Consider the following 24,823-nt stretch of genomic DNA (forward strand, 5'->3'; position numbering starts at 1 on the left):
AAGCCACCATGGATGCCAACCCGTGGAAGGCGGCGGAGACGTATGAACCCGCCACGGTGAAGTCGCCTTCGACGCGCTTCGTCTGGGAAGACCCGTTCCTGCTGGAGGACCAGCTCACCGAAGACGAGCGGGCGATCCGCGACGTCGCCCAGAGCTTCGCCCAGGAGCAGCTGCTGCCGGGGATCGTCGAGGCCTACGCTACCGAGAAGACCGATCCCGGCCTGTTCCGGAAGATGGGCGCGCTCGGCCTTCTCGCCGTAACCCTGCCCGAGGAATACGGCTGCGCCGGCGCCTCCTACGTCGCCTACGGGCTCGTGGCGCGGGCGGTCGAGGCGGTGGATTCCGGCTACCGCTCGATGATGAGCGTGCAATCCTCCCTGGTGATGTACCCGATCCACGCCTACGGCTCCGAGGAGCAGCGGCAGAAGTTCCTGCCGAAGCTCGCCTCGGGGGAGTGGATCGGCTGCTTCGGCCTCACAGAGCCGGATGCCGGCTCGGACCCGGCCGGCATGAAGACCAAGGCCGAGAAGATCGACGGCGGCTACCGGATCTCGGGCGCCAAGATGTGGATCTCGAACGCGCCGTTCGCCGACGTGTTCGTGGTCTGGGCGAAGTCCGAGGCGCATGACGGGGCCATCCGCGGCTTCGTCCTGGAGAAGGGCATGAAGGGCCTCTCGGCGCCGACCCTCAAGGGCAAGCTCAGCTTGCGCGCCTCCACCACCGGCGAGATCGTCATGGAGGGCATCGAGGTCGGCGAGGATGCGCTGCTGCCGAACGTCTCCGGCCTAAAGGGGCCGTTCGGCTGCCTGAACCGGGCCCGTTACGGCATCTCGTGGGGGGCGATGGGCGCCGCCGAGGATTGCTGGCACCGCGCGCGGAACTACACGCTGGAGCGCAAGCAGTTCGGGCGGCCGCTGGCACAGACCCAGCTGGTCCAGAAGAAGCTCGCCGACATGCAGACCGAGATCACGCTGGGCCTCCAGGCCTCGCTGCGGGTCGGGCGGCTGATGGACGAGGGCCGGATGGCGCCCGAGATGATCTCGCTGGTCAAACGCAACAATTGCGGTAAGGCGCTCGACATCGCCCGGACCGCCCGCGACATGCACGGCGGCAACGGCATCATGGGCGAGTACCACGTGATGCGCCATGCCCAGAACCTCGAGACGGTCAACACCTACGAGGGCACCCACGACGTCCACGCTCTGATCCTGGGCCGGGCTCAGACGGGGCTGCAGGCATTCTTCTGAGGACTGGTCGGGGACGGAGCATGGCCGTGAGCGACGACACCCACCCGCCGCTGCGGGGACTGAAGGTGGTTGAATTGGCGCGCATCTTGGCCGGACCGTGGATCGGACAGACGCTGGCCGATCTCGGCGCCGAGGTCATCAAGGTCGAGAGCCCAGAGGGCGACGATACCCGTCACTGGGGCCCCCCGTTCATCGAGCGTATGGGGAAGGACGGCGAGTCGATCCCGGTCGCCGCGTATTTCCACGCGGCGAACCGTGGCAAGACCTCGGTCACCTGCGATCTCTCGAATACCGCGGATCTCACTCGTCTCAAGGAACTGATCGCGCGGGCCGACGTCGTGGTGGAGAATTTCAAAGTCGGAGGCTTGGCCCGTTTCGGCCTCGACTATCCGGGAGTCTCCGAGATCAATCCGCGGGTCATCTACGCGTCCGTCACCGGCTTTGGCCAAACCGGGCCGCGCGCCGCGCAGCCAGGCTACGACTTCCTGATCCAAGGACTGTCCGGGATCATGGACCTCACCGGCGAGTCGGACCGCGAGCCGCAAAAAGTCGGTGTCGCCTGGATCGACGTCCTGACCGGCCTGTACGGGGTCATCGGGATTCAGGCGGCGCTGGCCGAGCGAGCCCGGTCGGGACGTGGTCAGCACGTGGACCTGTCGCTATTCGATACCGGCGTCGCAGTGCTCGCCAATCAAGCGATGAATTATCTTGCGGGCGGACAGATGCCGCACCGGATGGGCAACGCCCATCCCAATATCGTTCCATATCAACTGTTCCCGGCGTCCGACGGCCACCTCATCATCGCTTGTGGCAACGATCGGCAATTCGTGGCTCTGTGCCGCGTGCTTGACCTCGACGGCCTCGCCCTCGATCCCGCCTACGCGACCAATGCGGGTCGGGTCCTTCACCGCGATATCCTCTGCGCGCAGATCGCTGCGCGGACCCGAGATCGGAGCCGCGCCGACCTCATCGCGGCACTTGAGGCCACGGGCGTACCCGGCGGCTCTATCAACACCGTGGCGGAGGCTCTCCGCGAGCCGCAGGCCGCGGCGCGGGGGCTCGTCGTCGCACCCGGGGGTATCCCTGGCTTACGTACCCCGCTCGTCTTCTCCCGCAGTTCCTTGGCCCTTGATCGTACGGCACCGATGCTAGGTGACGGCCAGTGTCGGTTTCGAATGGACCCCTGAGCGCAACTGACGGACGGCGCGATCGACCCAACGCACCGTTCTGAGTCTGCTTGGCCAAACAGCGCCGTATTTCCGGCCTGCAACCGCAGGATCTAAACTGGCAGGTGCCCGCAGAACTTGGCCCAGTGTGCTTCGAGGTCCGCTTCTTCATCAGCCCTGGCGGACCGAGCCAGCGCTCAGGATCCGGTCGGCTGAACGGCAATCCTGCACAGGGATTGGCCCCCAGGTATCGATTACCCACATCGAGGTCCGCTTCCGCATCGCCTGTGGACTACCCGAAACGCGTTGGCAAAAGTCCGGTGATGGCAATCCAGGCTCGCGACCTCGACCATTGCTACGTCCGCTTCGGAGCATTCTCCTGAACGGGCTGAATGACCGAAGTGGGCGCCAAGCCGAACGTCCGCTATTTGGAGTGAACCCGCGTCTCGAAGTGGCGCGCAGCCGCAATGGCAGATCGCATGCTTAAACGCTCTTCAGAAGCTTCCAAGTCGCTGTCGCATGAGCGGCGAGGACATCATCCTCGCGAAATGCAAAGGCTTGAAGGAACGAAACGCTGCGGCCAGTCCGCAGCACCGAAGCCTCACAGCGGACCTGACCAGTCGTGATTGGCGCGAGGTATTGCACTTTCATCTCTAACGTCGCGCCAGGGCCGCTCAAATGGTTGAGTAGGTGCCCCATAGAAATGTCGAGCGCAGTTGCAAGTATACCACCGTGCAACGTGCCTTGCGGATTGAACAATGGCGGCTCGACAGAAAAACTCACTGAGCATGTCGCGTCGCCGTAGCTCACCTCAAAGCCGAGAAGGCGCGACAGGAAGAAGGAGCCGAACTCCTGACGAGGGTCCCCCACTGCGCGGGCGAGCATAGCCTCACCTATCCGAGCACACTCAATGCGGTCGTCTAGCGTTGTCATAGTCCAGCCTTCCCGCCGAATGCGCCTCGATCGGCGAAGACCGCCTGCTCAGCATCCTCAAGCGACAGCCACCGAGCTAAGACCTCCCTCGTGTGCTCACCGAGCATCGGGGGAGGTGCTGCGTCGGGCGGCGGCCGGTCGTCAAAGCGGATCGCGCTCGCGAGGTAACGCACTGGGCCGGCATGGGGATGCTCGACCGTTCGGGCGACGCCGCGGCTCGCAAGCTGCTCGCTCTCGCAGACTTCACCCACTGTGCGGATGGCGCCGCACGGGATACCAGCTGCCCCCAGCACACCGGTCCAATGATCGCGGTCGTGCGCAGCGAACAGCGGGTCGAGAATGGATTTCAGCGCCGGGCGGTTAACGACGCGGTCGGTCGCCTTGCCGAACCGGGGATCAGCGAGGAGGTCCGGGCGTCCGATCACGTGGGTGAAAGCCGCCCAGAAACGATCGTTGGCCACACCGACATTGAACCATCCATCCGAGGCTAAAAATGTCTCGTAGGGGCTGATCGTCGGATGGGCGTTGCCCCGCCGCTTGGGGCTCTGACCGGTGGCGAAGTACATGCCCGCGTTAAAAGTGAGAAGCGAGGCCATGGCGTCGAGCATAGATACGTCGACTCGGCCACCTTGGCCCGTGCGGGCGCGTTGCGCCAAACCGGCCAACACGGCCTGTGCAGCGTATAGGCCCGTGATCAAGTCGGCGATCGAAGTGCCAACCTTTGTCGGCGGGCCATCCGGTTCGCCCGTGATGTCCATGACGCCCGACTCGCCCTGCACGATGAGGTCGTAGCCCGGACGCTCTGACTCTGGTCCGCCGCGGCCGAAGCCGGAGATGCCGCAGTAGATCAGCCGCGGGTTCGACTCGGTAAGGATTTCATAACCGAGCCCCAACCGTTCCATCGTGCCGGGCCGGAAATTCTCGATGACGACATCGGCGACGGCGGCGAGCCGAAGCGCCAGATCCCGGCCGGCCTCGGACTTCAAATCGAGGATGCAACTGCGCTTGTTGCGGTTGATCGACAGGAAGTAGGCACTCTCCCCGCCGCAGAACGGTGGACCGTAGGTTCGGGACTCGTCTCCGTGCACCGGCTCTTCAACTTTAAGCACATCGGCGCCAAAGTCGCCGAGCTGCATGGTGGCGAACGGACCGGAGACAACCCGGCACAGGTCGAGCACCCTGATGCCTTCGAGCGGCTTGGCGTCAGACCATTGCATCGGCCAAGTCCGCCATGGTGGGTACGGTGAGGTCCGGTCGATAGGGAGTCCTGACGAATGGACGATTGCGGCGGTTGATGAAAGCAGTGTGCATGCCCGCTGCTTTGGCGCCGACACAATCAAACTCGTGGTTGGCGACGAACAGCACCTCGTCCATGGTAACGCCCGCGAGTTCGGCCGCCTTGCGGTAGGTCGCGATGTGCGGCTTGAACGCGTTCGCCTCGGCAACCGAGATGACTTGGTCAAACGGCATGTTGTGGTGGCGCTTCGCCGTTTCCAGCATGTCGGCGTCACCGTTGGAGAGGACCACAAGCTTGTAGCGGGTCTGCAGACGCGCCAGTGCCTCCGGCACCTCCGGGAAGCACTCGAGCCTCTCGATTGCGGCAACCAGCTCTCGCACCTCGTCGTCGGTGTATGAGATCTTCGCGCGATCGAGCACGCTGCACACCGCTGCAAAACCGATTTCTCGGTAGGGTGTGTGCTTGCGATGGAGCAGGGCATCGATCATCGAGTTCTCGAAGTGTGTGCGTCGCCACCAAGTCACGAAGGAATTGGGTTTGCCTGTCCAGCCCTTTTTCTGGAGGTAAGGGGTCGCGACCTTGACGAGGCCGCCCTGCATATCGACCACCGTGCCGTACTGATCGAACATACAAACCTTGATCTTGGTCTTCAGAGCCTCCGCGTCCGTTGCCATCCTTCATCCTCCCGAAATTTCTGTCCGCCTCCATCAGGCCCGCATTTCGAGCGATCGGTAAAATGGGTTTTTGATCTGCTCACATTCACCGGCTGAATGACCCAGGAAAGGAGACTGGAGGGCATGAACATACGGTCGGTTGACCTCAACCTGCTGGTGGCGCTCGACGCTCTGCTCAGCGAAGTTCACGTCACACGTGCCGCTGAGAAGGTCGGTCTCAGCCAGCCAGCGATGAGCAACGCGCTGTCGCGTCTGCGGCACGTTTTCAAGGATGAACTGCTAGTGCGCACGCCGCAGGGCATGCAGGCTACACCGCGGGCGCGTGAACTTGCCGAGCCTGTGCGGCAGGTACTACGCTCTATCGAGCGCGTGTTGGAAGGTGACACGCGCTTCAACCCAATCTCGTCAGACCGTCGTTTTGTGATCCGTCTGTCAGACCTTCTCGGCCGACTGCTGCTGCCTGCGCTCATTGAGGATCTCGCCGGGAGTTCCTCGGCGATCCGCTTCGACGTCGTTCACCTGTCGCCGCAGCGAACCACGGACGCACTGGAACGCGAAGAGATCGATCTCGCAGTTAGTATGGGACTTGAGCATGCGGCCTCGATCCAGTCCGAACCGCTGATGGAGGACCGCATGGTGTGCGTGATGCGCACCGAGCACCCAGCGGCACTCGTCGAATTGACGCCCGACACGTTTCTCGCCGCAAAGCATCTCAAGGTGTCGATGTCGCCGACCGACCTCCGCTTCGCCGACGACGTGCTGTCGCGGCTCGGCAAAACACGCAACGTTGTACTTAATCTGCCGCACTGGATGCTCGTGCCCTACGTACTCGAGCGTTCAAACCTGATTTCCGTCATGCCGCGGCTATTCGCACTCGCGATTACGGGAGGTGCGCTGACAATACGCGACCTGCCGCTTCCATCTACTCCCTTCGATTGGACGATCTACTGGCACCGCCGAAATGAAGGCAATGACGCGATACGCTGGCTGAAACAGCGACTGAGAGCGGCGGCGGCAGCGCCGAGCGCTTATTCAGCCGGTCAATGACAACATACCATTAAACGATTAGGGGGCCCGGACCTCCCCCCTTAGCCTCCTAGTTTTCCGGGAACCGGCCACCGCAAGAGTAGCCGGAGGAAAAGGGAGGACGGTATGACGGCCGACAGCTTGGCTAGCGATGCTACCGCCCCCATTGGTCACGCCGAGCGCCAGGTCGTGCTCGCCGCCTGTGTCGGCGCGGCCCTAGAATGGTACGATTTCTTCGTATTTGCCGCACTCGCGGCGACTATCGCCAGCAACTTCTTCACCGGCCTCGACGCCAACACCGGTTTCATCTTCGCGCTTTTGACGTTTGCGGCGGGCTTCATCGTTCGGCCGATCGGGGCGCTGGTGTTCGGACGCATGGGTGATCAGAAGGGACGTAAGCGCACTTTCATGCTCACCGTGGTTTTAATGGGCGGAGCGACGGTGCTTATCGGCGCCCTGCCGACCTTCGGACAGATCGGCGTTTTGGCCCCGGCGCTCCTCATCCTGCTACGCATGGTCCAGGGATTTGCGATCGGCGGGGAATACGGTGCCGCGGCCGCGTACGTTGCCGAGCATGCACCTCAGGACAGGCGGGGTTCCTACACGGCGTGGGTCCAGACGACCTCCACCATCGGCCTGCTTCTTTCTCTCATTGTCGTGACGACCGCTCGGCAGATCTCCGGAACAGGGTTCGATTGGTGGGGCTGGCGGATCCCGTTCCTGTTCTCAGCCCTGCTTCTGGTCATCTCGGTCTACATCCGCCGCTCGATGTCCGAGTCGCCCGCGTTCGAGCGGGTGAAAGGAGCCGGCCGCACCTCTCCAGCCCCCCTGCGTGAAGCTTTCGGACAATGGAGTAACGTCAGGCTCGTGCTGCAAGGGTTGTTCGGTCTACTCGCCGGCCAAGCGGTGGTGTGGTTTACGGCGCTATTCTATTCGCTGTTCTTCTTGACTCAGACACTCAAGGTCGATCCGGCCACCACCAACCTGCTTGTCGGTTCCGCGCTGGTGATCAGCATACCGATGTACGTGTTGTTCGGACGCCTCTCTGACCGGATCGGACGCAAGCCGGTCATCCTGGGAGGCTTGTTCTTGGCGGCACTGACCATCTTCCCGATCTTCAACGGGCTGATGGTGTTTGCCAATCCGGCCCTTGCCACAGCGCGCCAAGGAACATCCATCATCCTAGTCACGAATGCGGCCGCCTGCTCCCTGCAGTTCAATCCCATCGGTACGGCACGCTTCACGAGCCCTTGTGACATCGCGCGGAAGGTCCTGGCCGCGAGCGCAGCGAACTACACTCTCATGAGCGTTCCCTCTAGAGCTGTTCCCGCCTATGTAGCGACGGCCAAGTCATTTTCGTAACCGGCAGCTGTGAGGCAGTTGCGGCACTCGTCTGAGGTAAAGCCGGTGAAGGCTTCGCGGATGGTTGCCCAGAGGTCGGGCACGGTGCGGGCGGCAGCAGTCCTGAGCATCTGCTTCAGCTTGGCGAAGATCTGCTCGATGGGATTGAAGTCGGGACTGTAGGGCGGAAGGTAGAGGACCCGGGCACCCACCGCCTCGATCGCCTCGCGCACGCCAGCGACCTTGTGGGCCTGCAGGTTGTCGAGGATCACGGTGTCGCCGGCTTGCAGCACCGGGACGAGGTTGTCGGCGACGTAACTGCGGAAGCGCTGGCCGTTCGTGGCGCCATCCATGAGGCTGAGCGCGCACAGGCCGGTGGTGCGCAGCGCCGCGGTGACGGTCGTGGTCTTGTAATGCCCCTGCGGCACGAGCAGCCGGCAGCGCTCGCCGCGGGGGGCGCGTCCGTAGCGGCGGGCCATGTTGGTGGCGGCCGCGGTCTCGTCGAGGAAGACCAGCGTGTCGGGGTCGAGATCGGGCATGGCATCGAACCAGGCTTGGCGCTCGGCTTTCACATCCGCGCGCTCCTGCTCAGCCGCGTAGACAGCCCCTTTTTACGGCTGATGCCGTGGCGGGCGAAGAAGCGCGACAGCCCGCTCGTGCTGGTCGTCACGCCCCGCGCGGCCAGGACATCGCGCAACTCGCGCAGGAAGATCTCGGGCCGGGCCTCGTAGGTGGACAGGATCAGATCGGCCTGCGCTTCGATGCCCGAGAGGCGGTCGCCGCTGTGCGTGGGGTTGGGCGCGACGTGACCTTCCTGCGCGAACCGGGCCGACCATCGGCTTGCACTCGACACGCTCACATCAAACCGGGCCGCCGCTCGATGGAAAGACGCGCCCTCGGTCACGGCCGCTACAACGCGCTCGCGCAGATCGACTGATAAAGGTGATGGCATTGCCGCCTCCTTAACCGGTCAACGCGGCAACCCCGGCTCCGTCGCAACGCCTCCGGGAACAGCTCTAACTCTGCGAACGTCAAAGTCGGAGCAGCCACTGTCGAAGTTCCTGCGCTCGCCGACCAGCCACCAGTCGAGGCGAAGCGGCTGGAGCAAGCGTTTGCCGCCCGGTTGCAGACGGCACTCGCCGATGTTGGCTACCCCGCTCACGCCGATCCTGCCGCGATCAATAAGCCGATAATCATCCTGTTGCTTACAATACTGATGGCTTATGGCGCCATGACGCTTGGACCGATTTCGGCGGCCCTCGTGGAGATGTTCCCAACGCGGATCAGATACTCTGCCATGTCATTCCCCTACCATATCGGTAACGGCTACTTCGGCGGCTTTCTCCCAGCAATTTGCTTCGCTGTCGTCGCAGAAACCGGTGACGCTTTCGCGGGCCTTTGGTACCCGGTTGCGGTAGCTGCCATCTCGTGCTTGATCGGCGCCATCTTCATCCGAGAGACGCACAGTATTAATATATTTGCTAAAGACTAAATTGTACAGCTTCTGCTTATGCGTCCATGGCAGTTTTAACCGCTGAAGATCGACATGCCTCTATCCGGGGACCATGACTCGACCATGGTGTGGCGTTCAAAGCCACATCCGCCGGAAGAGCTATCTCAAGCACGTTAGGTTCGAGCAGGCCGACTCGTACGATTACTGATACGACAGCTACGTTTCGCAATGTTCGTGGAGCGGTTTCGGACCGGCGGAATGGGGAGCTGACCATCGGACGCCCCACAGTCACACGGCGACCGGAAAGCGGCACGCAATGTATTGAGATCTTTCCCTGAATTCGTCAGCTGAGCAGCGGCCTCTGCACTTCAAACAGGATGCAGACCGACGGCTGGTATGTCATGTACAGTTCAGAACCGATTGGCTTCTGCCAGTAAGGCACGCAGCACTGCCAGCACTTCAGCGCGTCGCTACGCAGATAGCGCCCGGGCGGGATCTCGACATATTACCCCGCCCGGTTCTGGCGTGACAACTAATCATACAGACCGAGCTCTGACCGGCGTGCCGCAACACGCTTCAACTGAGCGCGGATCAGTTGACGCGTATGAGCGGAAGGGCCCAGCACCGGTGGCGTCCAGTAAGCTGGCGCCGGCATTGGGTATGGATGACCTCGACGAACTCGCACGCCTACGCGGCTGTCAGCGACTAACGGTCGAACGCGATCGGCACTTCGTAGCCGGTCAGCTACTGTCGGCCTACGCCAGAGCGGCCCGAACTGCGGGAAGGATTACGGCATGACGCATCCGCATTTCGTACCAGCACCTGGTCTCGACCCCGAAGATGAAGCGGTACCGCACCTGACCCACGACCCCGTCACTGGTCTGCACTGGCCCGAGCCGACGGTACCGGAGCCACCCTTCATCATACTCGCAGGCTTCATCGTCGACGCCTGCGCCGAGGCGAGCGACGGCTGCCGCGTCGAGCCGGACGGCACCTGCGAGCACGGGCACCCCTCCTGGCTGTGCCGCCTCGGCGTGATCTGACGCCCAGCAGACTTGTTCGGTTGAAAGCGCGGCCGTGAGCGATCTGATGGCCGCGCTTGAAACGCTCTACCTGTTGCTACGATTGGTTATTCCGGCGGCTGTCGTCCGGCTGCTTTTCGGCATATTTACAGTATAGGCAGTAGTTGATGTGTCCCCGGTAAGCCGGTGTGTGGATGTGTTCGTCGCGGATGCCACGCGATCCACAAAAGGTCCGTCGACCGCGACCCGTCCGTGTCCGTCAACCCTGTTATGTCGCTGAACAGTCTACCTACACCGATACAACTCGACCTGCGCACCTACGCCCGCGCCGCCACTATAGCCGAGCTTCCACCGCTGCAGCTCATCCGAGCTAATCCCGGCGACCGCGCCCTCGGTGACGCTGCGGGTCGCCTCGCGGCGATTGACGCGGACCGCAGGCGCAGCGTGGCAGCAATCCTCCGTCGCGATCGAGATGCAGCCCGTCCCGCTATGCAGACGCCCCGCTCGCGCGTGCGAGACTTCATGTCCGCCCCCATCTCTTGTAGGCACGCCGGACCGGCCTCATTTGATCTGATCTGATCGGCCCGCGTTCCTGTGCAGACGCGCTCGATCCACAATCAGGGCTTCTGCGTACACGGTCTCGGTCCGGGCTGCGCTGCCTCGATGTCAGCTGAGACCGAGGCAAAGTGCTGGTGCAGACCCCGCCGCACCGGCGGCGCCCCAACGCTTCAACCTTAGCCCCTCTTCAGCCTGCAGCCTCGAGGTCGCCGCCAGCTATATCACCGCGCCCCGCAGAAACCCCGCCATTCGGTGGGCGGCGGGGTTCGGAGTGCATAACATTGCCCCAGCGTCCCACCTCCCTCACGACCGCCCCGAACGGCCCTTTCATCCTCTCGATCATCGCCGAACCCCCGGGGGCATTTGCCGTCGTCGAAAGTCGCAAGCGACCGGATGCGGAACTGTGGAACGCCGTGGCGCGCCTGACACCGCCGCGGCGCGGCAAGCGCTTCGACCGCTGTGTAGGGCGGTGACAAAACCATCCACTGGAGCGTCGGCGTCGTGCTGATGCGGGCGGCGTAAAAGCCGGCCAGTGGAGAGGCTTCCCTTTCGAGAGGAGCCGGGGATGTTCGCCGTGGAAGTTTACGCGGCCGTTCGGCAGTTCGTGTTTATCGAGGGCAACTCTCGGCGTGAGGCGGCTCGAGTGGCCGCGACCTGTGCACGAGCTTCGTGATCGGCCCTGACTGGTCCGCCTGACGCGAGGTCACGGTTGGTGCGGCCCGAGAGGACCGAGGTGTCGTGTTCCGTGAGAATGTCTGCGACGCCCTTCACGCGCGCATGCTCGTCCTCGGCCTTCAGCAGCAGCCACGGCTCCTTCTTCTCGCTGCCGCGGCCTTTCATCCTCACGAGATGCCAGCGGCCCTTGAGCCGCTGACCGTGGAGGACGAACTCGACGTGACCTTTCGCCAATCCGGCCGCGAGGTCCCCGACCGGTTCCCACTGTCCGGTGTCCCAGACGATCATGGTACCGCCGCCGTACTGGCCCTTCGGGATCGCACCCTCCCAGCGCAGGTAATCGAGCGGATGGTCCTCCGTCTCGACGGCCAGACGCTTGTCGGCGGCCACCAGGCTCGGTCCACCGAGGCGATGGCCCACCACCTCGAAGAGATCGCCACGACCGTTGCTCCCGGTGCCCACGCCGTGCTCCTGCTCGACCAGGCCGGCTGGCACACCACCAAGAAACGCGCCGTCCCGGACAACATCACCCTGTTGCCCCTTCCGGCTCGGTCACCCGAACTCAACCCGGTCGAGAACCTCTGGCAGTTCCTGCGCGACAACTGGCTCGGCAACCAGATCTTCAAATCCCACGCCGACATCCTCGATCCCTGCTGCGATGCCTGGAAAAAGCTCATCGCCCAGCTCTGGCGCATCATATCCATCGGACTTCGCCAATGGGCACATGGGTCCTGATAAATGAGGATAAGTATAAGATGCAGCTTAGTCTTGCAGCTACAACGAAGTAGCCACCAATTGACAGGACGCACATTACCGCGGACGTCAGAACGACATTGGAGGTGGTATCCGCCTCGTGACAGTAGAAATCGGCCATCACATATTACCGAGAGAATGCCTTCGTCTGTCGATTTGTCACATAAAATCAAATACATAGATTATAATTTTGAGCCTCCTCAGCAAGCCAGCTTCGGAAACGGTTCAACCGCACGTCGTTAGCTTTGCTATCTGGGTAAACGAGGCAATAGTTCTGATCACTAACATATTCGGTCTCGAATGGAACAACGAGTTGACCGGCTTCGATATCGTCCGCTGCTATTACACGAGGAACTAGGCCAATCCCGAGGCCGGCGATGGCCGCCTGAATGATCATGTAGAAGTGTTCGAAGCGCGGACCAGCCCAAGCATTTACATGCTGCGCGGTGATCGCCTCCAGCAAGAGGCGCCAACTATCAGGCTTGCGAATGTGCTGAAGCAGGGTAGCACGCGCCAGATCAGAAGGGTCATCAATTCCGCCGATACTATACAGGTACCGTGGAGCCGCGATGAGCACAACTTGAGAGCCGACCAAAGGCTCGGATGTCACACCAGGCCAGTCGTTGTGTCCGTAATGGATCGCCGCATCTAGCCTCTCTTGAGCGAAATCGAAGATGCTGCTCCGTGTCACGAGCGTGATGAGGATGTCGGAATTGGCACGGCGGAAGCGGTCGAGCCGCGGGATCAGCCATCTCATCCCGAAAGCTGGGGGCGTGGCGACATTCAGCATGCCGCCCATCGGCTCCGTCAGCAGCTTGAGCGTCGCCTCTTGGATGCGGTTTAGGGAACCGCGGATGTCCCTGAGGTAGGCTTCGCCGGCGAGCGTGAGCGCGATACCGCGCACGGAACGCTCGAACAGATGCACGCCGAGGTGATCTTCGAGCGTGCGGATCTGCCGGCTCACCGCGCTCTGGGTGATGTGGAGCTCCATCGCGGCGCGCGTGAAACTCATGTGGCGTCCCGCGGCTTCGAACACGCGCAACGCGGAGAGAGAGGGCAGTGTCCAGGTCATCCCCACCGTAGCCATGAGCAAAAGTCATGAGCACATAAGATAGTATCGTTTGCCCTCCATCGGTAGCTGCTTCAGGCTGAAACGGACGACGCGGGAACCGCGCGGAGGGGGGCGCCACGTTGATGGACGAGGACATCGATCAGATCGAGACAGACGTCCTCGTCCTCGGTGGCGGAATGGCCGGCCATCGGGCCGCGCTGGCCGCGCACAAACAGGGTGCCGCGGTCACGATCGCCTACCCAGCCCGGGGCGCGTCCCCCTACGTGATCGGCTGCAACGTGCCGCTCGATCCCGATGCGGGCGATACGCCGGCCATCTACGCCGAGGATATGGTCAGGGGTGGGTACGGACTGAACGATCGCCGCTTGGTGAGTCTCGTCGCCGAGGAGGCGACGAGCGGGTTTCGCGAGCTCTGCGAACTCGGTGTGTCCTTCGCGCGCGATGGGGATCGCGTGCAACTGCGGCACCTCTCGGGGAATCGAGTCCCCCGCTCGGTGTATGTCGCCGAGGGTACCGGCCGAGCGATCATCGATGCGCTGGCCCGTCAGGTACAGCGCGACGGAATCCGGACGCTTTCGGGATGGAAGGCGCTGACGCTGCTCCGGCACGGGGCGACCGTGACAGGCGCACTGCTGTGGCATCCACAGAAGCAGAATCTGACGGCCGTGCACGCGCGGGCCGTGGTCCTGGCCGCGGGCGGCATAGGTCGTCTGTTCGACGACAGCACCTATCCAGCGGACGTTTCGGCGGGCGCCTACGGCCTGGCCTTGCAGGCGGGCGCACGGTTGATTGATATGGAGTTCGTCCAGTTCGAGCCGGTCGTCACGGTGCATCCCGTCGGGTGTGCGGGCATGGAGATGCCGACCGCGATGCTGGGGGCGGGCGCGCACCTGCTGAACGCGCAGGGCGACCGGTTCATGTTCAGGTACAACCCCGAGCACGGCGAGCGCCACATCGAGAAGGCGCGCATGTCGCTGTGCATCCAGACCGAAATCGACGCCGGCCGCGGCTTCCCGGACGGCACGGTTCTGTTCGACACCCGCCCAGTGCCGCCGGCGCAGCTCGAGAGCTACGTCTCGCATTGCCGCCGCCTACGCGCCGCCGGCCTTGACCCGCGCGAGCAGGGTCCGCGGGTCCGCCCCGCGGCCCACAGCCAGATGGGTGGGATCTTCATCGACGAGACCGGGTCGTGCGGGGTGCCGGGCCTCTACGCGGGCGGCGAGGCGGTCGGCGGATTGCACGGGGCGAGCCGCATCGCCGGCAACGGCTGCTCCGACACCATCGTCCTCGGCGCCGTCGCCGGGCGCGGCGCGGCGGCGGGTCTCCTGCCCGCTGAGCGGTCGAGCCGCGCGCTGGCCCTGCGCGGGGCGATCGAACAGCTTCGCGCGTTGAGCGGACAGCGTGGCGACATTGATCCCGTCGAGGCGAAAGCCGCGGTGTGCCGGTCGGTCTCGTCCGCCGCCGCGATCTGGCGCCGGGAGGCGACCCTCGCGGCCGGCCTCACGGCCCTGCGCGGGCTCGCGCGCGATATCGAGGGGCCCCTCGCGATACCAGATCTCACCGCTGCCGTCCGGGCCATCGAGGCGCGCGACATGGTCCAGACCGCCCAGACCATCGTCGAGGCCGCTCTGCTGCGCACCGAAAGCCGCGGGGCCCATCAGCGGACCGATCATCCCGAGCAGAACGACGCAGTCTGGCTGCGCCACATCGGCTTTCGCGCTGGGCCGCATCTCGTGCCCGAGGTCGAGTACATTCCGCTCCACTGAGAGAGGCGTTCCGTGTGACGAGGCCATGCAATCGTTTGAACTCTACTTTCTCTTAAGATCGCGACTTCAGCATGTTCGACGTAAAGTTCTGCAATCCCCGGCACCCGGGAGGTCAACCCGATGGATTTTGAGCTGAGTGAAGAGCAGCGTTTGGGCCTCGACGCGTGGCGGCGTTTCCTAGAGCGCGACCTAGCCCCCCTCGCGCGGCGCAATCACGATGCGGCGTACTCGAACGAGGTCGCGCGCGAGCTGCTCGCTCTGACCACGCGGTTCGGCGTCGGCAACGGATGGGTGTCCGAGGACGAGGGCGGGGCGGGCCTCGACTTCGTCTCGAGCGGCCTGCTCTTTGAGGAGTTGGCGCGTTGGTCCCCGGACGTGGCGGGGCTCGCGTGGGTCACCGAGGGCGCGTCGCTGAAGTTGCAACAGGTCGGGTCACCCACGTTAAAGGCGCGCTACCTGCCGGGGCTGACGGCGGGAACGCTCATCGGCTGCTCGGCAATCAGCGAGCCGGGCTGCGGATCGAACGCGCGCGGCGTGCGGACCAAGGCGGTCCGCGACGGCCGCCACTTCCGGATCAGCGGCGAGAAGATCTGGACGTCGAACGCGACGGTCGCCGATCTCGTGCTCCTGCTAGCGCGGACCAGCGAGGACGAGCTGACCCTGTTTCTGCTCGACCGCAGGGAGCACGTCTTCACCACCCGCGAGATCCCCAAGCTCGGCCTCAACGGGTGGTCGATGGGCCAGGTCGTCCTCGAGGATACCGTCGTTAGCGAAGACTACGTGCTCGGTCGGATCGGGGGCGGTCTCGCCGAGACCATGAAGGGCTTCGAGCGCTCGCGCTGCTTCGTGTCCACGCTGGCGCTCGGCATCGCGCGCGCAGCGCTGGATGCCAGCCTCGGCTACGCGGGCGAGCGCGAGCAGTTCGGCCGGAAGATCGGCGGCTTCCAGCTCGTCCAGGACATGCTAGCGAAGATGGCGACGGACCTCGACGCGGCCCGCCTCCTCGTTTACCGCGCGCTGGCGCTGATGGCCGCAGGACGGCGGTGCGACACCGAGGCCGCGATGGCGAAGGTCTTCGCGACCGAGGCGGCGCAGCGGATCACCTCCGACGCCATCCAGGTTCATGGCGCCTTCGGCCTCACCAAGGAATTCCCACTAGAACGGCATTTCCGGAACGCGCGGATGCTGACCATCCCAGACGGCACCACGCAGATCAATCGGCTGATCATCGGACGGGCCCTGACCGGCTTGAATGCATTCGTTTGATCCGCCGGGTGTGTAGGCTTGGGCGATGAATGACCCGGGCCAGCACCTTAGACGAGCAGGGAGGATAGGTTCGATGCGCTTCAGCGTGCGGCGACCAGCCGCGTTCAATCCTGACAGGCGAGGTCTGCTTGCAGGGCTCGCGGCGGCCGGACTCGCGGCACCGTTCGTCGCGAGTGCGCCGGCAGAAGCGGCCGACGCCCCCCCCGATCTGGCTCAGGCCAGGAAGGAGGGCACACTCGTGGTGATGCACAGCGACCAGGAGAACGACGTCGTCAATTTCCTGCGCGCGTTCACTGAAAAGTCTGGCATTCAAGCGCTCCAGCAGCGCGCGCTCCCGGGCTCGGCGATGCCGAAGCTTCAGGCTGAACTGCGCACTGGTGCCAGCGAGGTCGATGCGTACATGTGCTCCGATCCCGGACTCATGGATGTGCTACGGCAGCGCAAGCAATTACTTGCCTACGTCTCGCCGGAGATGGACGCTTACGCACCCAATCTCAGGAGCGATCCGGTCGGTTACTGGACGACGTACTTCATCAACGTCGGATCGATTTTGTACGATCCCCGGTACGTCGATCCGGCCATCGCGCCGAAGACGTGGATGGACCTCCTCGATCCGCGTTGGTCGCAACAGGTCGGCTTTCAGAACTCGTCGGCTGGCACTCAGTACACGTGGTGGTATCTGCTTAAGGATGTCCTGCCGAAGGATTACTGGACAAAACTCGCTCAAATCAAACCCCGGGCGTACGCCTCTTCCACGCAGATCCTCTCGGATATTCAGAACGGCAATCTCAAAATCGGAGGCAAGGTCAGCAACTACCAGTACGTGAAGGCCAAGCGGCTAGGTCAAACCATCGAGATCGTCTATCCCCCGGAGGGTTCGCCGGCCCAGAGTGAGGTAGTCGGCATCATCGTTGCGACTCAGCGGCCGAACGCTTCGAAAGTCTTCATCGACTACTTTCTGTCCCGAGAGGGTCAGACGACCTGGAACCGCATCCAAGGCTCGTCCTCGACCCGCAGGGACGTCACGATCCCCGACGTGCCGACGCTCGAGGGAGTCAAGATCCTGCTGCCGACAGACTTCAAGGACTATGCGTCGCCTGCGCGGCACGCCGAGTTCGTGAAGCTCTGGAACAGCGTCACGGGGATGTGAATGCGCATGTCCGCTCTGGCTCACCCCGTCGTGACGGCGCCCGTCGCACGCCCCGGACTGTCCCTCGACATCGCAGTCCCGCTTCTCGTGCTGGCTAGCCTACTCGGCGTGCCGAGCGCGCTGATCGTAACGAACGCTTTCAACGTCGGCGATCCCGAAGCGCTGCCGGTCACGGAATACGGGTTCGGGCCCATCCTCGAGATCTTCGAGCACCTCGACTGGATCTGGCATTCGCTAGCGATGTCGGCCTGTGCCACGGTGCTGTGCGTGGCGATCGGCGTGACGCTCGCCTGGATCGTGAACCGGACCCGGCTGCCGGCGGCCGGGCTCTTTCGAATCCTGATCACGATCCCCTACCCGCTCGGACCCCTCGTCGGTGCCTTGGCCTGGGTCGAGCTCGCCGCGCCGGACGGTGGCCTGATCAACAAAGCCTACGTGAGCCTCACGGGCATGTCGGGACCGCTCATCGATATCACGTCGCTCGGCGGGATCATGTTCGTGCTGGCTCTCGTCGAGGCGCCCGTCGTCTTCCTGATGGTCGGTGCCGCGATGGATCGGATGAACCCAGCCCTGGAGGAATGCGCGTCTGTGATCGGGGCGAACCACTGGCGCACGGCACTCAGCATCAGCTTGCCCCTGATGATGCCAGCTATCCTAAGCGCTGCGGTCTTCGTGTTCTCAGCCACCATGGCGGCGTTCGCGATCCCCGCGATCCTAGGTGCCAAATCGCGCTTCTACGTGGTGACGACCGCGATCTACGTCCTGTTCCAGGGCTATCCGCCCAACCTGCCGTTGGCGAGCGCCCTGGGGCTGCTGCTCATCGCCTTCACGGCCCTCTCGGTCTGGCTCTACGCCCGAGTCCTACGCGGCCGGTCATACGTCGTCGTCACGGGCAAGACCTACCGGCCGCAGCCGATCGACGTGCGGGGATGGACGCCTCTACTAACCGGCATCGTCTGCCTCTACGTGTTCCTGTCGCTGGTCCTCCCCCTCGGCACTCTGCTGATCGCCTCTTTGCAGACCAGTTCCGACCTGCGCTTCGATCCGTCCAACTGGACGCTCGCCAACTACGCGTACGTTATCCTCGACCTACCGACGACACGTCAGGCGATCGTCAATAGCATCATTCTTGGTGTCGCCACTGGGACGATCGGCGTATTCCTATCCACGATGCTCGCCATCATCGTCCACCGCGCCAACAACCGCGTCGGGCGCATCCTCGAGCAGGTGATTATGTTGCCGCAGGCCTTTCCGCGGCTGATCTTCGCGTTCGGATTTCTATGGATGATCCTACTCCTGCCATTCAAGATCTACGGAACTTTATTCGCGCTGCTGCTCGGCTACCTCGTTATCTTCTTACCGCTCGGATATCGAGCGATGAGCGGCGTCGTCGTGCAAGTGGACAAGGCACTCGACGAGGCCGCCCAGGTCTTCGGCGCGGGCCGCGTTCGCATACTGTGGTCGATCACGCTGCCGCTGCTGCGCCCGGGGATGATCAGCACGTGGGCGTTGCTGTTCATGGTCTCAATCGGCGAGGTCAGCGCATCGATCTTCCTCGTGTCGGGCGGCATCCAGGTGCTCGGACCGGCCGTCCTCAACTTCTGGGAATCCGGGGGGCTCCCGCAAGTGAGCGCGCTGATCCTCGTCCAGAGTTGCATCGTGCTGCTGACGATGATGCTCGTCGGGCGCGGGACCGCCGCCCTCGCCCGGAGTTAGCCGATGAGAAGGGCCGAAGACATGGCACACGAAGACGTGGTGGTGGACGCTTCGACGCACTGGACAGCGGCGGAAGGGCGACGCGGCGGCGCGAGCTTCATCGAGGTCCGAAACCTCGTCGCCGGCTACGAGGGTCGGACCGTCGTGCACGACCTATCTCTCGCCGTCCCCACAAGCTCACACCTGTCACTTCTCGGGCCGTCGGGATGCGGGAAGTCGACGGTGCTGCGCTGCATCGCCGGATTGGAGACTCCGCAGGCAGGCGAGATCGTCGTCGACGGGCGCACGGTCTTCTCGTCCACACAGCGCATCAACGTCCCGCCCAACAAGCGACGGCTCTCAATGGTGTTCCAGTCCTACGCGATCTGGCCGCACATGAGCGTCATGAAGAACGTGGCGTTCGGTCTGAAGCTCAGGGGCGTGCGGGGCGAGGAGTTGCGCCGCCGCGTGCGCCACGCCCTCGCGATGGTCGGGATGGACGCAATGATCGATCGGCCGGCCACCGCGCTGAGCGGCGGCCAGCAGCAGCGCGTGGCGCTGGCCCGCGCCTACGCGTTCGAGCCAAAGGCCATCCTCCTGGACGAGCCGCTCTCGAACCTCGACGCCGTCCTGCGCGTCCAGATGCGCGATGAGATCAAGGAACTGCAGCGCAAGACATCAGTGACGACGATCTACGTGACGCACGACCAGGAGGAGGCCATGGCAATCTCCGATCGCATCATCGTGATGCGCGAGGGGCGCATTGAGCAGGAGGGAGCACCCCTCGACGTCTATGATCGGCCACGCACGCGCTTCGTGGCCGACTTTATCGGCGCTGCCAACATCCTGCCAGTGCACGTGGTGGCGCAGAACGAGGATGGCTCACTCCAGTGCCGGGCCGGCGAGGCGGATCTCACCTGCGAGAGGCCCCTGACCGACGCGGCGCTCTCCAACGAGCGGCTCGCGGCGGTGCACGCGGTGTATCCGCAACTCACGCGCGAGCATCGACCCGGACCGAACCGGTGGCCGGCCCGGGTGACGCGCCGCGCCCTTCTGGGCGACACGGTGGACTACACGCTTGCCTGGCCGGGCGGGGCGTTGCGCGTGCACGCGCTGCCCAATGAGTTGTTCGAGGAAGGCCAGGACGTCGGCATGCACATCCCGGCCGATCGCGTGCGGCTCCTCGAGACTTGACGCGTCGATGCCCCGGACGGGCCCGCGCGTCCGTCCGTCGTGGCCGCCGGGCACGTGAGATCGGATGGTCCGTCGTTGCGGGGAGCGGACACGATTGCAGAGGGTATCGTGGTATGCCGGACTGGACATGCCGAGGGTCGACGGGAGGGGCGGTATGACGGTGCTCAACGCCGAGCGGCATGGCAGCGCCCTCGTCCTGACGATGAATCGGCCCGAGGTACGCAACGCCCTCTCCAACGAGCTCGTCGCCGCCCTGCGCGAGGCGGTGCGCACCGCCGAGAACATCCGCGACGTCCGCGGCATCGTCATCACGGGTGCGGGCGACCGAGCGTTCTCGGCCGGAACCGATCTGAAGGAGCGCACCAAGCTCTCACAGGCGGGTAAAGGGGCACAAAGCCAGGCTCTGCTTGCCCTCGGCGAGGAGATCTGGCGGTCCTCGAAACCAGTTGTTGCGGCGGTCTTCGGCTGGTGCCTCGGGGGGGGGCTCGAACTCGCGCTGGCCTGCGACCTGCGCATCGCCGCTGAGGATGCGCGCTTCGGGTTTCCGGAGATGCGACTCGGTGCCTATCCCGGCAGCGGCGGTCCCGTGACGCTCACGCGGCTCGTCGGGGCTGCACGCGCCAAGGACCTCCTCTTCACGGCGCGTAACTTCGATGCGCAGGAGGCGGAGCGGCTGGGTATCGTGCAGCGCGTCGTGCCGCGCGAGCGGCTGAGCGGCACCGCGCTCGCTTGGATCGCCGAGATGGAGGCGACGAGCCCCCTCGCGCTAGCGGCGCTCAAGCGGTCGATCAACGACGGCCTCTCCCTGTCGCTGCCCGACGCGGCCGCGCTCGATCAAACCCTGCGCCGTCCGCTCGATGCGACGCAGGACTACGCCGAGGGCATGCGAGCGCACTTCGAGAAGCGCCGGGCGGTCTTCACCGGACGTTGAAGACCGCGCCTACGGACCACCTGCCGATCCCGCTACGACGGACGGCCGCACGGATACGGATCGATCATGACGCAGCCCAGCACTAAGCCCCTCACCGGCATCAGGATCGTCGATTTCACGCGCTTCTTCGCGGGACCGTACTGCGCGCAACTCCTCGGCGATCTGGGCGCGGACGTCGTCAAGGTGGAGTTGCCGGTGACCGGTGATCCACTGCGCACTCAGGGGCCACCCTTCTTCGCGGACAACGGCATTACGTGGTACGCGACGAACAGGAACAAGCGGTCGATCACGCTCGATCTGCAGGCGGAGTCCGGCCGCGCGGTCGCCCGCGACCTCTGCCTCAAAGCCGACGTCGTGCTCGAGAACTTCCGTCCGAGCGTGATGACGCGCCTCGGCCTCGACTACGCCAGTCTCAGCGCGCAGGCCCCACGCCTCGTCTATGCCTCGATCTCGGGCTTCGGCCCCGACGGCCCCGACGCGGAGCAGGGTGCGTTCGATCTGACAATCCAGGCGCTCGGCGGATACATGAGCATAACGGGCGAGAGCACCGGTGCGCCGATAAAGCTCGGCACATCGGCTTTCGACATGTTGGCGGGGATGAACTGCCAGACTGCGATCATCGCCGCCCTGCTGCAGCGCGCGACCACTGGGCGCGGCCAGCACGTCACGACTAGCCTGCTCGAGAGCGAGGTGGCATTCCTCGCCAACGCGGCGCTGGAATACCTGATCGCCGGGACGGAGCCACTTAAGTGGGGTTCAGAGCACGCCCAGCAGGTCCCGTACAAGGCGTTCCGAACGGCTGACAGCTGGGCGGTCATCGGCGCGGGCTTCCAAAACTTCTATGCTGCGTTCTGCGCGATCCTGGGTCGAGACGATCTCGTCACCGACCCCCGGTACAGCACGATGGCCGTGCGCGTCACAAACCGGGATGAACTGTACGCGATCCTCGACGCCGAGGTGCTCAAGTTCACGACCATCGACATCATCGCTTCTCTCGAGCGTGCCCGCGTACCCTGCGCGCGGGTCAACAACATGCGCGAAGTCTTCGACCTTGCGCAGGTCAAGCACCGCGGTCTGCGTATCGAACTCGATCACCCGAACTACGGGACCGTGCCGACGCTCGGCCCTGCCGCCCGCTACTCGCAGTTCGACATCACCGCCGGCTGGACCGCGCCGCCGCAGCTCGGCGAGCACACCACGGAGATCCTGAGTGAGTGGCTGGGCTATCCCTCCGAGTGGATCGAGGAACTCCGTTCCGCACAGATCGTGTAGCTCCGAGCCCAGCACGAAGCCGGATTACGACAACTCGGCGCGATGAAATACGGGGGAAAGTGCTGCGATGGAACAGGAATACTTTCAGTCGACGAGCGGTCGCATTGAGGACGTGGAGATCGGCGCCAGCGTCGTCTTCACCAAGACGGTGTCCGAGTCCGATGTGTATGTCTACGCGGGCATCACCGGCGATTTTTCGCCGAACCATATCGATCACGAGTACATGAAGGCTGGCCGGTACGGAGAGCGCATCGCGCACGGGACCCTGCTGATGGGTTTCATGTCGGCCGCGTCCGCCAAGGTGCGGATCGGTCGGACCGTCTCGCTCGGATACGATCGTGTCCGGTTCGTCGGCCCTGTACGCTTCGGCGATACGATTAAGACGCGCTACACCATCTCTTCAATCGATCCAGCGCGGCGGCGCATCATGGCCGAGGTCGTGTGCCTCAATCAACGAGGCGAGACCGTCGCATCTGCCACAAACATACGTGTTTATGTAGACTGATGTGATTTAAGATAATAAATATCGAAGACGTAAAGAATAAAACTTTAATAGTGGTCAGAAATGGATACCTTCATGACTGATTGTGGCATGGCCCGCATGGGTGCCCGGGTCCTGGTCGACCAGTTGCTCATCCAGGGCGTCGACCGGCTGACCTGTGTGCCAGGGGAGAGTTACCTCGCCGTCCTAGACGCCCTGTACGACGCGACCGTCGACGTCCTCGTCTGCCGCCAGGAGGGCGGGGCCGCGATCATGGCGGAGGCCGCCGGCAAGCTCACCGGGCGGCCGGGCATCTGCTTCGTCACCCGCGGGCCCGGCGCCACCAACGCCTCGGCGGGCGTGCACATCGCCCGGCAGGACTCGACGCCAATGATCCTGTTCGTCGGGCAGATCGCCCGCCGCATGCGCGGGCGCGAGGCCTTCCAGGAGGTCGACTACCGCCAGACCTTCGGCGACCTCGCCAAGTGGGCGGTCGAGATCGACGACGCCGCACGCATCCCCGAGATCGTAGCCCGCGCCTTCCGCGTCGCGATGCAGGGCCGGCCTGGCCCGGTGGTCGTCGCGCTGCCCGAGGACATGCTGGACGACGTCGTGACGGTGGCCGACGCGCCCCGGATCGAGCCGAGCGAGCCCGCCCCCCCGCCGGCCGACATGGAGCGCCTCGCCGCGAGGCTGGCCCGCGCGGAATCACCCGTGGTGCTGGTGGGCGGCTCGCGCTGGCGCGAGGCCGACCGCGACCGGCTCGCCGCGGTCGCCAGCCGCTTCGACCTACCGGTGGCGAACTCGTTCCGGCGGGCTGGGCTGTTCTCCGCCGACCACCCGAACTACGCGGGCGAGCTCGGCATCGGCCCGAACCCGGCTCTGCTGGAGCGCGTGCGCGGCTCGGACCTGCTCATCCTGATCGGCGGGCGGCTGTCCGAGATGCCGTCGCAATCCTACGGGCTGCTCGGCATCCCGGAGCCCGGCGTGCCGCTGGTGCACGTCCACCCCGATGCGGACGAGTTGGGCCGGGTCTACCAGCCGGCGCTGGCGATCCACTCCGCGCCAGGACCATTCTGCGCCGCCCTCGACGTGCTGGAGACCGCGGCCCCCACCGGGACGGCGCGCGCGGCCGAGGCGCACGCCTCCTACCGCGCGTGGTCCGAGAGGCCGGCCATGCTGCCGGGCGCGTTCCAGTACGGCGATGCGATGGTCTGGCTGCGCGAGCGGCTGCCGGCGAACGCGGTGATCTGCAACGGGGCGGGCAACTTCGCCACGTGGGTGCACCGTTACTACCGCTTCCGCGGCTTCGGCACGCAGCTCGCCCCGACCTCGGGCTCGATGGGCTACGGCCTGCCCGCCGCGGTGCTGGCCAAGCGCGCGCAACCGGACAGGATCGTCGTCGCGCTGGCGGGCGACGGCGACGTGATGATGTGCGTGCAGGAGTTCGCCACCGCGGTTCAGTACGGGATCGCCATCGTCGTGGTCGTGCTCGACAATCGCATGTACGGCACGATCCGCATGCACCAAGAGCGCGAGTATCCGGGCCGGGTCTCGGCCACGTCCCTACGCAACCCGGATTTCGCGGCGCTGGCGCGCGCCTTCGGCGGCCATGGCGAGCGGGTCGAGCGGACCGAAGCGTTCTCCTCCGCCTTCGAGCGGGCGCTGGCATCGGGCCTGCCGGCGATGCTGCACTGCTTGGTCGATCCGCAGGCGCTCACGCCCACCCGCACGCTGGACGCCATCCGAGACGACGCCCTTGCGCGGGCACGGGGCTAGTTTCTCAGCATCAACTTTCCCTCTCGCTCCGCACCGGTGATGGTAGAGTCGGAGGCGGCATTATAGGGCGTGCCTTCGACACCCTTGATCTTGTAAGCTGTGCGTCAGAGAGCAGGTGACGCCGACCTATGG

The 24,823-nt window shown here is 64.5% G+C and carries 21 protein-coding genes and 2 pseudogenes; 17 read left to right on the forward strand and 6 right to left on the reverse strand.

The features are described from left to right. The first annotated feature begins 8 nt into the window (after positions 1 to 8). Together AC3IF1_RS18730 and AC3IF1_RS18735 are read left to right on the forward strand one after the other, a co-directional pair. Positions 9 to 1,247, forward strand: a complete 1,239-nt coding sequence (locus tag AC3IF1_RS18730) for an acyl-CoA dehydrogenase (protein ID WP_489218817.1) — start codon at positions 9 to 11, stop codon at positions 1,245 to 1,247. 26 nt (positions 1,248 to 1,273) lie between these two features. After that, on the forward strand, positions 1,274 to 2,434 hold the full coding sequence (locus AC3IF1_RS18735; RefSeq protein ID WP_489218818.1) for a CaiB/BaiF CoA transferase family protein: 1,161 nt from the start codon (positions 1,274 to 1,276) through the stop codon (positions 2,432 to 2,434). Between the two features lie 462 nt (positions 2,435 to 2,896). Here AC3IF1_RS18735 and AC3IF1_RS18740 read toward each other — a convergent pair whose 3' ends face one another. The 3 genes from AC3IF1_RS18740 to AC3IF1_RS18750 are packed head-to-tail and all read right to left on the reverse strand — an operon-like array spanning position 2,897 to position 5,257. After that, positions 2,897 to 3,298: a PaaI family thioesterase gene (locus AC3IF1_RS18740; protein ID WP_489218819.1), complete on the reverse strand. Its 402-nt coding sequence runs from the start codon at positions 3,296 to 3,298 to the stop codon at positions 2,897 to 2,899. Positions 3,299 to 3,342: 44 nt separating this feature from the next. Beyond that, positions 3,343 to 4,563, reverse strand: coding sequence for a CaiB/BaiF CoA transferase family protein (locus AC3IF1_RS18745; protein ID WP_489218820.1), 1,221 nt, complete (start codon positions 4,561 to 4,563; stop codon positions 3,343 to 3,345). Next, positions 4,550 to 5,257: a haloacid dehalogenase type II gene (locus AC3IF1_RS18750; protein WP_489218821.1), complete on the reverse strand. Its 708-nt coding sequence runs from the start codon at positions 5,255 to 5,257 to the stop codon at positions 4,550 to 4,552. The genes AC3IF1_RS18745 and AC3IF1_RS18750 overlap by 14 nt, the downstream gene beginning before the upstream one ends. 123 nt (positions 5,258 to 5,380) lie before the next feature. Here AC3IF1_RS18750 and AC3IF1_RS18755 point away from each other — a divergent pair, with 123 nt between their 5' ends. Further along, positions 5,381 to 6,304: a LysR family transcriptional regulator gene (locus AC3IF1_RS18755; RefSeq protein WP_489218822.1), complete on the forward strand. Its 924-nt coding sequence runs from the start codon at positions 5,381 to 5,383 to the stop codon at positions 6,302 to 6,304. Between the two features lie 105 nt (positions 6,305 to 6,409). Beyond that, positions 6,410 to 7,645, forward strand: a complete 1,236-nt coding sequence (locus tag AC3IF1_RS18760; RefSeq protein ID WP_489218823.1) for an MFS transporter — start codon at positions 6,410 to 6,412, stop codon at positions 7,643 to 7,645. On the opposite strand, the gene AC3IF1_RS18765 is transcribed toward AC3IF1_RS18760, so the two are convergent. Continuing rightward, a protein-coding gene (locus tag AC3IF1_RS18765) for an IS630 family transposase (RefSeq protein WP_243969804.1) occupies positions 7,615 to 8,576 on the reverse strand; the annotation gives its coding sequence in 2 pieces (ribosomal slippage) (positions 7,615 to 8,225 and positions 8,225 to 8,576; 963 coding nt in all). The two genes, AC3IF1_RS18760 and AC3IF1_RS18765, sit on opposite strands and share 31 nt — an antisense overlap. Before the next feature lie 171 nt (positions 8,577 to 8,747). On the opposite strand from AC3IF1_RS18765, the gene AC3IF1_RS18770 reads away from it, so the two are divergent. The 3 genes from AC3IF1_RS18770 (at position 8,748) to AC3IF1_RS18780 (ending at position 10,120) form a co-directional block, all read left to right on the forward strand. After that, complete coding sequence (locus AC3IF1_RS18770) at positions 8,748 to 9,116, forward strand: MFS transporter (protein ID WP_489218824.1); 369 nt, start codon at positions 8,748 to 8,750, stop codon at positions 9,114 to 9,116. A 621-nt stretch (positions 9,117 to 9,737) separates the two neighbouring features. Beyond that, a complete protein-coding gene (locus AC3IF1_RS18775) occupies positions 9,738 to 9,875 on the forward strand; it encodes a DUF2958 domain-containing protein (protein ID WP_489218825.1) in 138 nt (45 codons plus the stop codon). Then, positions 9,872 to 10,120, forward strand: coding sequence for a hypothetical protein (locus AC3IF1_RS18780; RefSeq protein WP_489218826.1), 249 nt, complete (start codon positions 9,872 to 9,874; stop codon positions 10,118 to 10,120). The genes AC3IF1_RS18775 and AC3IF1_RS18780 overlap by 4 nt, the downstream gene beginning before the upstream one ends. Positions 10,121 to 11,557: 1,437 nt before the next feature. Here the strand turns inward: AC3IF1_RS18780 and AC3IF1_RS18785 are convergent. Continuing rightward, positions 11,558 to 11,827 (reverse strand): annotated as a pseudogene (locus AC3IF1_RS18785) (DNA polymerase ligase N-terminal domain-containing protein); the annotation flags it as partial. Between AC3IF1_RS18785 and AC3IF1_RS18790 the strand changes: the two are divergent. Continuing rightward, a pseudogene (locus AC3IF1_RS18790) lies at positions 11,732 to 12,067 on the forward strand (transposase); the annotation flags it as partial. The pseudogenes AC3IF1_RS18785 and AC3IF1_RS18790 overlap by 96 nt on opposite strands. Positions 12,068 to 12,254: 187 nt before the next feature. Here the strand turns inward: AC3IF1_RS18790 and gcvA are convergent. Beyond that, positions 12,255 to 13,172: a transcriptional regulator GcvA gene (gcvA, locus tag AC3IF1_RS18795; protein WP_489218827.1), complete on the reverse strand. Its 918-nt coding sequence runs from the start codon at positions 13,170 to 13,172 to the stop codon at positions 12,255 to 12,257. Positions 13,173 to 13,279: 107 nt separating this feature from the next. On the opposite strand from gcvA, the gene AC3IF1_RS18800 reads away from it, so the two are divergent. From AC3IF1_RS18800 to AC3IF1_RS18840, 9 genes are all read left to right on the forward strand, one after another. After that, the gene (locus tag AC3IF1_RS18800; protein ID WP_489218828.1) at positions 13,280 to 14,923 is read left to right on the forward strand and encodes an FAD-binding protein; all 1,644 of its coding nucleotides are present in this window, start codon (positions 13,280 to 13,282) and stop codon (positions 14,921 to 14,923) included. Positions 14,924 to 15,043: 120 nt separating this feature from the next. Next, positions 15,044 to 16,189 (forward strand): acyl-CoA dehydrogenase family protein, encoded by a 1,146-nt coding sequence (locus AC3IF1_RS18805; protein WP_489218829.1) that lies wholly within the window; start codon positions 15,044 to 15,046, stop codon positions 16,187 to 16,189. A gap of 73 nt (positions 16,190 to 16,262) precedes the next feature. Beyond that, positions 16,263 to 17,339 (forward strand): ABC transporter substrate-binding protein, encoded by a 1,077-nt coding sequence (locus AC3IF1_RS18810; RefSeq protein WP_489218830.1) that lies wholly within the window; start codon positions 16,263 to 16,265, stop codon positions 17,337 to 17,339. A 30-nt stretch (positions 17,340 to 17,369) separates the two neighbouring features. Next, positions 17,370 to 19,055 (forward strand): ABC transporter permease, encoded by a 1,686-nt coding sequence (locus AC3IF1_RS18815; RefSeq protein WP_489218831.1) that lies wholly within the window; start codon positions 17,370 to 17,372, stop codon positions 19,053 to 19,055. Positions 19,056 to 19,076: 21 nt separating this feature from the next. Continuing rightward, positions 19,077 to 20,228 carry an ABC transporter ATP-binding protein gene (locus AC3IF1_RS18820; protein WP_489218833.1) on the forward strand — a complete coding sequence of 384 codons (1,152 nt, stop codon included), beginning with the start codon at positions 19,077 to 19,079 and terminating at the stop codon, positions 20,226 to 20,228. Between the two features lie 154 nt (positions 20,229 to 20,382). Next, a complete protein-coding gene (locus AC3IF1_RS18825; RefSeq protein ID WP_489218834.1) occupies positions 20,383 to 21,159 on the forward strand; it encodes an enoyl-CoA hydratase/isomerase family protein in 777 nt (258 codons plus the stop codon). 66 nt (positions 21,160 to 21,225) lie between these two features. Next, a complete protein-coding gene (locus AC3IF1_RS18830; protein ID WP_489218835.1) occupies positions 21,226 to 22,431 on the forward strand; it encodes a CaiB/BaiF CoA transferase family protein in 1,206 nt (401 codons plus the stop codon). A gap of 67 nt (positions 22,432 to 22,498) precedes the next feature. Next, on the forward strand, positions 22,499 to 22,936 hold the full coding sequence (locus AC3IF1_RS18835; RefSeq protein WP_489218836.1) for a MaoC family dehydratase: 438 nt from the start codon (positions 22,499 to 22,501) through the stop codon (positions 22,934 to 22,936). A gap of 72 nt (positions 22,937 to 23,008) precedes the next feature. Next, a complete protein-coding gene (locus AC3IF1_RS18840) occupies positions 23,009 to 24,691 on the forward strand; it encodes a thiamine pyrophosphate-binding protein (protein ID WP_489218837.1) in 1,683 nt (560 codons plus the stop codon). Positions 24,692 to 24,823: the final 132 nt, after the last annotated feature.

The sequence above is a fragment of the Methylobacterium sp. E-012 genome, assembly GCF_057836545.1.